This is a genomic window from Streptomyces carpinensis (assembly GCF_002154505.1).
Lineage (GTDB): Bacteria > Actinomycetota > Actinomycetes > Streptomycetales > Streptomycetaceae > Streptomyces > Streptomyces carpinensis.
Window position 1 is genome coordinate 1 of the sequence record NZ_MUBM01000430.1, and the last position, 8,338, is coordinate 8,338.

7 protein-coding genes are annotated in these 8,338 nt (G+C 73.0%); 4 read left to right on the forward strand and 3 right to left on the reverse strand.

Annotation, left to right across the window (positions count from 1 at the left end; translation table 11 throughout):
- The 3 genes from BZY54_RS41905 to BZY54_RS41915 form a co-directional block, all read right to left on the reverse strand.
- Positions 1-1,073, reverse strand: a 1,073-nt coding sequence (locus BZY54_RS41905) for a glycosyltransferase (RefSeq protein WP_107419960.1), incomplete at its 3' end; no start/stop codon positions are given.
- Positions 1,070-1,858 carry a MerR family transcriptional regulator gene (locus BZY54_RS41910; RefSeq protein ID WP_086730611.1) on the reverse strand — a complete coding sequence of 263 codons (789 nt, stop codon included), beginning with the start codon at positions 1,856-1,858 and terminating at the stop codon, positions 1,070-1,072. The genes BZY54_RS41910 and BZY54_RS41905, both read right to left, overlap by 4 nt.
- A gap of 64 nt (positions 1,859-1,922) precedes the next feature.
- The gene (locus tag BZY54_RS41915; RefSeq protein WP_086730612.1) at positions 1,923-3,893 is read right to left on the reverse strand and encodes an elongation factor G; all 1,971 of its coding nucleotides are present in this window, start codon (positions 3,891-3,893) and stop codon (positions 1,923-1,925) included.
- A 253-nt stretch (positions 3,894-4,146) separates the two neighbouring features.
- On the opposite strand from BZY54_RS41915, the gene BZY54_RS41920 reads away from it, so the two are divergent.
- The 4 genes from BZY54_RS41920 to BZY54_RS41935 all read left to right on the forward strand — a co-directional run.
- The gene (locus tag BZY54_RS41920) at positions 4,147-4,653 is read left to right on the forward strand and encodes a (2Fe-2S)-binding protein (RefSeq protein WP_086730613.1); all 507 of its coding nucleotides are present in this window, start codon (positions 4,147-4,149) and stop codon (positions 4,651-4,653) included.
- A complete protein-coding gene (locus BZY54_RS41925; RefSeq protein ID WP_086730614.1) occupies positions 4,650-7,049 on the forward strand; it encodes a xanthine dehydrogenase family protein molybdopterin-binding subunit in 2,400 nt (799 codons plus the stop codon). Before BZY54_RS41920 ends, BZY54_RS41925 begins: the two co-directional genes overlap by 4 nt.
- Positions 7,046-7,900 carry an FAD binding domain-containing protein gene (locus tag BZY54_RS41930; protein ID WP_086730615.1) on the forward strand — a complete coding sequence of 285 codons (855 nt, stop codon included), beginning with the start codon at positions 7,046-7,048 and terminating at the stop codon, positions 7,898-7,900. Before BZY54_RS41925 ends, BZY54_RS41930 begins: the two co-directional genes overlap by 4 nt.
- A 33-nt stretch (positions 7,901-7,933) precedes the next feature.
- The coding region (locus BZY54_RS41935; protein ID WP_143668252.1) for an AAA family ATPase at positions 7,934-8,338 on the forward strand (405 nt) is incomplete at its 3' end.

The window sequence follows — 8,338 nt, forward strand, 5'->3', positions numbered from 1 at the left end:
GCGGTGAGCTCCCCGAACGGCACCGGATCCGTGGCCGCGCCCAGGGCGGCGAGCCGTGCCGCCCAGAACGGCTGGTCCGCCGTCACCGGCACCGGCACCGAGGGCACCCCGGCGCGCAGCGCGGCCGCCGAGGTACCCGCACCGGCGTGGTGCACGACGGCGGCGACGCGCGGGAAGAGCAGCGCGTGCGGCAGGTCGCCGACGGTCAGCACGTCGTCCCCCTCGGCGGCGAGCCCGGCGCTGCCGGACTGGAGCACGCCGCGCAGTCCGGCCCTCCGCAGCGCCCCCACGGCCAGTTCGCTCAGCCGCTCCCCGTCACCGCTCGCCATGGAGCCGAACCCGATGAACACCGGCCGCGGCCCGGCCGTGAGGAAGTCCTCCAGCTCGGCGGGGAGCCTCTCGGCCGGATCGACGTACGGCGGCCAGGTGCCGACGACCTCCAGGCCGGGCCGCCAGTCGGCGGGACGTGGCACGAGGGTCTGACTGAAGCCGTACAGGACGGTCCAGTTCGCCGCCTCCTGCCGGCGGCGTGCGGCGGCGGGACGGAGTGGCGCAAGGCCGAGTCCGCCGCGCAGTTCGGCGACCGCCCGGCCGTAGAGGCGGTCGGCCATACGCAGGGCGAACCGTCCGGCCGTACGGTTGCCGAGGCGGCCCAGGGAACGGGTGCCGGTGACGACGGGCGGGAAGTCCCCGGTGGGCTCCGTGGGCGTGAGATACGCGCCGAGACTCGGGGTGCCCGTGGCCTCGGCGAGGTGCCAGCCGAGTGGGGCCGTGGTCGCGGACAGCACCAGCAGGTCGGTGGCGTCGTCCATGACGTCGGCGAAGCCGCGCCCGAGCTCGGTGACGAACGCGACGGCGCTGCGCATCAGGGCGCGCCGGCCGGTGGCGCCGTCCTGGGCCTCGGGGCGCGCGGGCAGGCCCCGGAACCCCAGTCCGGCCCGGCGGACGAGGGGCCCGAATGGCTCCGGCGCGGCCACGGTGACCTCGTGTCCGGCCCGCCGCAGTCCGGCGCCCAGGCCCGTGTAGGGATCGACGTCCCCCCTCGAGCCGGCGGCGGCTATCAGGATTCTCATCGGTTCCTCTCGGGGTCGGTGCGGCGGGAGGCGTTGGCGTGCACCGCCTTGCCCAGGTAGGCGGCGAGGCCGGGGCGCTGCTGCGACGGCGGCACGACGAGGGCGAAGGCGCGCGGGTCGGCGACCACGTCGTCCGCGATGCGCCGGTGCATGTCCGGCGGGCAGGAGGTGAACCAGCGCGAGATGTGCAGGCGGTGCTCCTCGGCGAGGTCCATGGCCCGCTCGCCGTCGGCGGGCTCGCCGTCGTCGAAGGCGGCGAGCAGCTCGGCGCGCCAGGCCGCCGCCTCCCGCATGAGCAGGCGCCAGTCCTCCTTGGTGTGCGCGGCGGCCCGCGCCATCGACTCCCGCTGTCCTTCGGAGTCGGCCCATTTCAGCTGGGCCTCGGTGGCGTAGCTGAGGTCGAAGGTGATCTCGCCGAAGACCTCGAAGCGCTCCTCGGGGGTGAGGGACACGCCGGTCTGCTGGACCTCGATGGCGCGTTCGGCGACCTCGGCCAGCCGCTGCAGCCGCGCGATCTCCTCGCCCAGCCGCCGCTGCCGGGCCCGCAGGTGTTCGAGTGCGTCGGCCTGCGGGTCCTTGAGGATGGTGGCGATCTCGTCGAGGGAGAAGCCGAGTTCCCGGTAGAAGAGGACCTGCTGGAGGCGTGCGAGGTCGCCGTCGTCGTAGAGCCGGTACCCGGCCCGGCTGCGCGCGCTGGGTGACAGCAGCCCGGAACGGTCGTAGTGGTGCAGTGTCCGGACGGTGACCCCGGCGAAGGCCGCCACCTGTCCCACGGAGTAGCTCATGCTCCTGCCCTTTCGTCGGGGTACAGCCTGGAGCCTGACGCGAGGGCAGGGTCAATCGCGGGCCTCATCCGCCGATCCGGCGTGTGAGGTTCAGCAGGTACTCCTTGCGGTCCAGGGGGTTGTGGTCGGTGCGGGGGCGCTCGGGAACAGTGCCGCCTGCGACCGGCGCGTAGTGGTCGAAGACGGTCTCCAGTTCGCCCTCGCCGCTGGTCAGCCCGGGCAGCTGCTGTTCCAGCGCGTGCACGCGGGCCGCCGGGACCTCGCCTTCGAGGACGCAGTCGGTGCCGCGGGTCCGGGTGGTGCGGGGCACGGCCCGCAGTGCGGCCAGCACCGGCAGCAGCGCGCCGAGGGTGTCCGTGGGCGCCTCGATGCGGAAGCGGTGCATCGGCTCGTGGACGCGGGTGCCGGCGCGCCGCAGCGCCTCGACCAGCACGAGCGGGGTCAAACCGCGGAAGTCGGCCCCGGTGCTCGACATGCTCTTGTCGAAGCCCTGGTGGGCGTGGCTCTGCCGAGGCGAGTAGCCGCAGTGGGTCATGGTCACCGTGCAGTCGGTGACCTGCCAGCCGTGCAGGCCCTGCCCGAGCGCCTCGCGCACGGTGTCCTCCACCGCCTTGAAGAAGGCGTACGGCATCGAGCCCAGCTCCACCTCCAGCCGGAAGTCCGTCCCGGAGCCGATCGGCGCGGGGTCGACGCGCAGCCCGACCGTGGCGAGGAAGGGGTTGGCGTCCTTCTTGTTGAACTCCACGGCCGCTCCGGTCCCCACCGGCCGCTCGACGCACAGCGGGGTGGTCTCGCGGAACGTGACGTCCAGCCCGAACTCGTCGGCGAGCGTGGCCTGGACGACCTCTTTCTGCACCTCTCCGTAGAGCGACACGGAGGTCTCCTGCCGCACCTCGTCGTGACGCAGGCCGATCAGCGGGTCCTGCTCGGCCAGCCGGGTCAGGGCGAGGTGCAGGGCGCCGCGGCCGACTCCGGGGCCCGGCACGACGACGGTCTCCAGGGTCGGCGGTGCGAAGAAGCGCTCGTGGGCCTTGCGCGGTCGGCCGACGGCGTCGCCGATCCTGACGTCGGCCAGGCCCCACAGCCGGGCGATCCGGCCGGCGGGGACGGCGTCGGCGCGGACGTCCGTGCCGTGGTCGAAGACGCCGATCGCGGTGACCCGGCCCTCCGTGCCGGACTCGCCGTAGGGGACCCGGTCGCGGACGCGGAGCGTGCCGGAGAACATCCGCGCGTACGCCACCTTCTCCCCCGCCGGTCCTCGCTCGACCTTGAACACGGTGGCCGAGACCGGCCCGTCGGGGTCTCCCGCGGCGGCGGGCAGCAGTTCCCTGACGCCGCCGATCAGCGCGTCCACGCCCGCTCCGGTCATGGCGGAGCCGAAGTACAGCGGGTGTGCGAGGGCCTGGCGGGTCTGGGCGGCGAGGGCCGCGTGCAGGCGGTCGTCGCCGAGGGTGTCCTCGAGGTAGGCGGTCAGCAGGTCGTCGTCGTGGTCGGCGAGGACGTCGGCGGCCCTCGGATCGAGGCCGGGGACGAAGCGGGCCCCGCGGCTGCCGAGCCCTTGGACGTGACCCATCGGCACGGCCGCGGGCGTGAGCCGCCGTGCGACGGCGCGCAGCAGGGCCCCGTCCTGGGCGCCGCGCCGGTCGATCTTGTTGACGAAGAGCAGGGTCGGGATGCGCAGCCGCTGGAGCGTGCGCAGCAGCACACGGGTCTGCGCCTGGACGCCCTCGACCGCGGAGATCACGAGGACCGCGCCGTCGAGCACGCCGAGGACGCGCTCCACCTCGGCGATGAAGTCGGGGTGGCCGGGGGTGTCGATGAGGTTCACGGTCACGTCGTCGACCGCGAAGGAGACGACGGCGGACTTGATGGTGATGCCGCGCTGCCGCTCCAGCGCGAGGGTGTCGGTCTGCGTGCTGCCGGCGTCGACGCTGCCGATCTCGTCGATCACTCCGACGGAGTGCAGCAGCCGCTCGGTGAGGCTGGTCTTACCTGCGTCGACGTGCGCGAGGATGCCGAGGTTGAGCAAGTGCACTGAGCGTCATGTCCTTCTGTGTAGGGGGGATTCCTTCCTGGGTGGACATGGACGCAGTGCGCATCGGTGCTCCTCGCTGGGTGACGACGGGTCGCAGGCAGTGCAGCAGAGCGGCCCGCCCGGAGGCAATGGATTAACCGTCAACAAAGCCCGTCACAGCACTCGCCCTGCCTGGGGCTCGGCCATAGAGTGACGTACACCACGCTGGTCGTTGAATTCCCTCACTCACGCCCATACGGTCTCTGGAGGGCACATGACCCACATCTCGGTCACGGTGGACGGCACGACCTACGAGGACGAGGTGGAGCCCCGTCTGCTGCTGGTCCACTATCTGCGTGACCGGCTCGGCCTGACCGGTACCCCCATCGGTTGCGACACCTCGAACTGCGGGGCCTGCACGGTCGAACTGGACGGCGCGAGCGTCAAGAGCTGCACGGTGCTGGCAGTCCAGGCGGACGGGTGCGAGGTGACCACCGTCCAGGGCCTGGCCCGCGACGGCGAGTGGACGGCCCTGCAACGCGCGTTCCACGAGCGTCACGCGTTGCAGTGCGGCTACTGCACCCCTGGGATGATCATGGCCGCGCGCGATCTGCTGCGGGAGAATCCGCACCCGACCCCGGACGAGGTACGCAAGGGGCTGGAGGGCAACCTGTGCCGGTGCACGGGCTACCAGAACATCGTCCGCGCGGTGCTCGCCGTGGCCGAGGGGGAGACGGCCCCGGCCGATCAGGCCGCCTCCGCGCAGGAGGTGACGGCATGACCGACCAGGCCGTCGAACGCGAGGTCGGCAGGGCCCGGCTGCGCAAGGAGGACGCCCGGCTCATCACCGGGCAGACCAACTGGACCGACAACATCTCCGTCACCGGGCTGCTGCACCTGGCGATCCTGCGCAGCCCCATGGCGCACGCCCGGATCGAACGGATCGACGTCTCCCCCGCCCTCGAACGGCCCGGTGTGGTCGCCGCGTTCAGCGGGCGGGACCTCGCCGAGGGGCTGGGGTCGCTGCCCTGCGCGTGGCCCGTCACCGAGGACATGGTGCTGCCGGACCACCCGCCGCTCGCGCTCGAGGAGGTGCGTCACGCCGGTGACCCGGTGGCGGTCGTGGTGGCCCGCGACCGGTACGCCGCCGCCGACGCGCTGGAGGCGATCGAGATCGACTACGAGCCCCTGCCGCCCGTGCTCGATCTGGAGGACGCGCTCGCCGAGGACGCACCGCTCGTCCACGCCGACAAGGGCACCAACCGCGCCTACGTCTGGCCGCTTGCGACCGGCGAGGACTTCGAGGCGGTCAGGCAGCGTGCGGACGTCGTGCTCAAGCGCCGCTACCGGCAGCAACGTCTGATCCCCAACGCCATGGAGCCACGCGCGGTCGTCGTCACCCCGCTCGCGGCCTCCGGCGAGTACACGGTGTACTCGGCGACCCAGATCCCGCACATCCTGCGGATCATGCTCTCCACGGTCACCGGCGTGCCCGAGCACAAGCTGCGGGTGATCGCCCCCGACGTGGGCGGCGGCTTCGGCTCCAAGCTCCAGGTGTACGGCGAGGAGGCCGTCGCGCTCGAGGTCGCCCGGAGGCTGGGCCGGCCGGTGAAGTGGACCGAGTCCCGCTCCGAGGGGTACCTGGCCACGCACCACGGCCGCGGCATGATCCAGGACATCGAGATCGCCGCGACCCGCGAGGGCCGGCTCCTCGGCCTCAAGGTCGACCTGCTCGCCGACATGGGCGCCTACCTGATGCTGGTCACCCCGGGCATCCCGATCCTCGGCGCGTTCATGTACCCGGCGATCTACAAGATGGACTCCTACGAGTTCAGCTGCACGGGCGTGTTCACCACCCGGACCCCGACCGACGCCTACCGCGGCGCCGGGCGCCCGGAGGCCACGTACGCCATCGAGCGGGCCATGGACGAACTGGCCGCCGAGGTGGGCCTGGACCCGGTGGAGGTGCGGCGCCGCAACTGGATCCGGCACGAGGAGTTCCCGTACACCTCGATCGCGGGCCTGACCTACGACAGCGGCAACTACGAGGCCGCGACCGAGAAGGCGCTCGCCCTGTTCGGGTACGACGACCTGCGCGCCGAGCAGCGCAAGCGCAACGAGCGCGGGGACCCGGTACGCCTCGGCATCGGCGTGTCGACGTACACGGAGATGTGCGGGCTCGCCCCGAGCCGGGTGCTGCGCGACCTCCGCTACGCGGCCGGCGGCTGGGAGGCGGCGAGCATCCGCATGCTGCCCACCGGCAAGGTCGAGGTGGTCACCGGCACCAGCCCGCACGGGCAGGGGCACGTGACCTGCTGGAGCCAGATCGCCGCGGACGTCCTCGGTGTGCCGTTCGAGGACGTCGAGGTGGTGCACGGCGACACGAAGGTGGCCCCGCAGGGCATGGACACCTACGGCTCCCGCTCGCTCGTCGTGGGCGGGTCGGCGGTGCACCGGGCCGCCGAGAAGGTGGTGGAGAAGGCGAGGAAGGTGGCGGCCCACCTGCTCGAAGCCGACGAGGGGGATCTGGGGTTCAAGAACGGCGTGTTCTCGGTGAAGGGATCGCCCGAGGCGCGCAAGTCCATCCAGGAGGTCGCCTTCGAGACCTTCACCTCGCACGACGTGCCCGACGGCATGGAACCCACCCTGAACGCCGACCACGTGCTCGACCCGGAGAACTTCTCCTACCCGCACGGCACCCACCTGTGCGCGGTCGAGGTCGACACCGAGACCGGGCAGACCCGTATCCGGTCCTACGTCTGCGTCGACGACGTCGGCCGGGTGATCAACCCGATGATCGTCGAGGGGCAGGTGCACGGCGGCCTGGCCCAGGGCATCGCCCAGGCGCTGTACGAGGAGGCGGTGTACGACACGGAGGGCAACCTGGTGTCCGGCACGATGGCCGACTACCTGGTGCCGTCGGCGGCGGACCTGCCCGACTTCGTCACCGACCGGACCGAGACGCCCGCGGCCAACCCGCTCGGCGTCAAGGGCGTCGGCGAGGCGGGCACGATCGCCTCGACGCCCGCCGTCGTCAACGCGGTCGTCGACGCGCTGCGCCCGCTGGGCGTGCACGACGTGCGGATGCCGTGCACCCCGGAGCGGGTGTGGGAGGCCGTCCGGGCCGCGCAGCCGGAGCAGTCGTCCGAAGCGTCGCGGAAGGAGGCCTCGGCATGATTCCCCCCGCATTCGACTACGCCCGGCCGACGAGCCTGGACGAGGCCGTGCGCACCCTCGCCGAGGCGGGCGAGGACGCGAAGGTCCTGGCCGGCGGGCAGAGCCTGCTGCCGCTGCTCCGGCTGCGCCTGGCCTTCCCCGAACTGGTCGTCGACGTCGGACGGATCCCCGAACTGCGCGGGATCCGCGAGGACGGCGACACGCTCGCCGTCGGCGCGCTGACCACCCACCACGACGTGATCCACGACCCGCTGGTGCGGCGGCACGCGGGTCTGCTGGCCCAGGCCACCGAGACGGTGGCCGATCCGGCCGTACGCCACCGCGGCACCCTCGGCGGCTCGCTCGCCCACGCCGACCCGGCCGGCGACCTGCCCGCGGTGGTGCTGGCGCTGGACGCGGAACTGGTGGCCGTGGGACCGCGCGGACGGCGCACGATCCCGGCTCGCGAGTTCTTCGCCGACTACCTGCAGTCCACGCTGGCCCCCGACGAACTCCTGGTGGAGATCCGGGTGCCGAAGCGGGAGGGGTGGGGCTTCCACTACGAGAAGTTCCACCGGGTCGCCCAGTCCTGGGCGATGGTCGGCGTGGCCGCGCTGGTGCGGCGCGACGACGGGCACATCGCCGAGGCGCGGATCGGGCTGACCAACATGGGCGCGACCCCGCTGCGGGCCTCGGCGGCCGAGGAGGCGCTGACCGGGGCCGGGGACGCCGAGGCGGTGGCTCGGGCGGCCCAGTCGGCGGCGGAGGGCACCCGGCCCTCGCGGGACGCGTCGGCCTCGCCGGAGTACCGGGCGCATCTCGCACGGGTCCTCACCAAGCGGGCGGTGCTGGCCGCCGCCGGGATGGGGTGAGCGCCGATCACCCCCATCGACAGCCCCGAGCAGGTGCGCGCCCGCCTGGAGGAGACCGGCTACCTCGTCGACGACGGGCTCGCCGTCGCCTGCTTCCTGGCGCTGCGGCTGCACCGGCCGGTCTTCTGCGAGGGCGACGCGGGCGTCGGCAAGACGGCGCTCGCCTCCGCCCTCGCCGAGGCACTCGGCGCCCCGCTGATCCGGCTCCAGTGCCACGAGGGCATCGACGCCTCCCAGGCGCTGTACGACTGGGACTTCCCCCGTCAGCTGCTGCATCTGCGGGCCGCCGAGGCGGCCGGGGTCAAGGACGCCGACCGCCTGGAGCACGAGCTCTACGACCGGCGGTTCCTCGTCGCCCGGCCACTGCTGAGGGCGTTGCAGACGCAGCCGTCGGTGCTCCTGGTGGACGAGATCGACCGGGCCGACGACGAGTTCGAG

Coding starts and splice junctions, on each gene's coding strand:
- BZY54_RS41910 (WP_086730611.1), bottom strand. CDS start 1,858: ATGAGCTACTCCGTGGGACAGGTGGCGGCCTTCGCCGGGGTCACCGTC.
- BZY54_RS41920 (WP_086730613.1), top strand. CDS start 4,147: ATGACCCACATCTCGGTCACGGTGGACGGCACGACCTACGAGGACGAG.
- BZY54_RS41925 (WP_086730614.1), top strand. CDS start 4,650: ATGACCGACCAGGCCGTCGAACGCGAGGTCGGCAGGGCCCGGCTGCGC.
- BZY54_RS41930 (WP_086730615.1), top strand. CDS start 7,046: ATGATTCCCCCCGCATTCGACTACGCCCGGCCGACGAGCCTGGACGAG.